Source organism: Streptomyces sp. NTD91 (assembly GCF_059510455.1).
This window is the reverse complement of record NZ_JCAJZW010000171.1, coordinates 1-426: the sequence shown is the minus strand read 5'-3', so window position 1 is coordinate 426 and position 426 is coordinate 1. Positions and strand designations below refer to the sequence as shown.

Here is a 426-nt window from a genome sequence, read left to right as displayed (position 1 = left end):
GTTGAGGCCCGCCGCGCGTACGGCGATCCGGACCTGGTTATCCGCCAACTCCGGCTCGGAGACGGGCGTCAGGGCGAGCCCCTCCAGGGTGCCCTGCTCGACGATGTCCAGCCGCCAGGCCGGCTCCCCCACCGGAGCCGTGAGAACCCCTGCCGACGCGCGCGCCAGCCGGGGCACGTACACGGTCCCGCCGCGCACCGCCAACTCCGGCTCGCCCGAAGCCGACGCCCCCGCGACGACCGCCCACGACTCCTCCGCACCGTCCACGTCCAGCAGACCGAACCGCTCCGGAGCTTCGGCGCGCGCCGCACGCACCAGCCCCCATACGGCCGCCTGAGCCGGATCAGGATCCTCCTCGCCGACCGCGACGGCCCCCTCGGTCACAACCACCAGCCGAGCACCCTCGAACCGCTCCTCCGCCAGCCA

Annotated in this window: 1 protein-coding gene; it reads right to left on the bottom strand. The window is 74.6% G+C overall.

Annotation, left to right across the window (positions count from 1 at the left end; genetic code table 11):
- On the bottom strand, positions 1-426 hold a 426-nt coding region (locus AC5WRT_RS39095; RefSeq protein WP_496098968.1), incomplete at both ends, for a SpnB-like Rossmann fold domain-containing protein.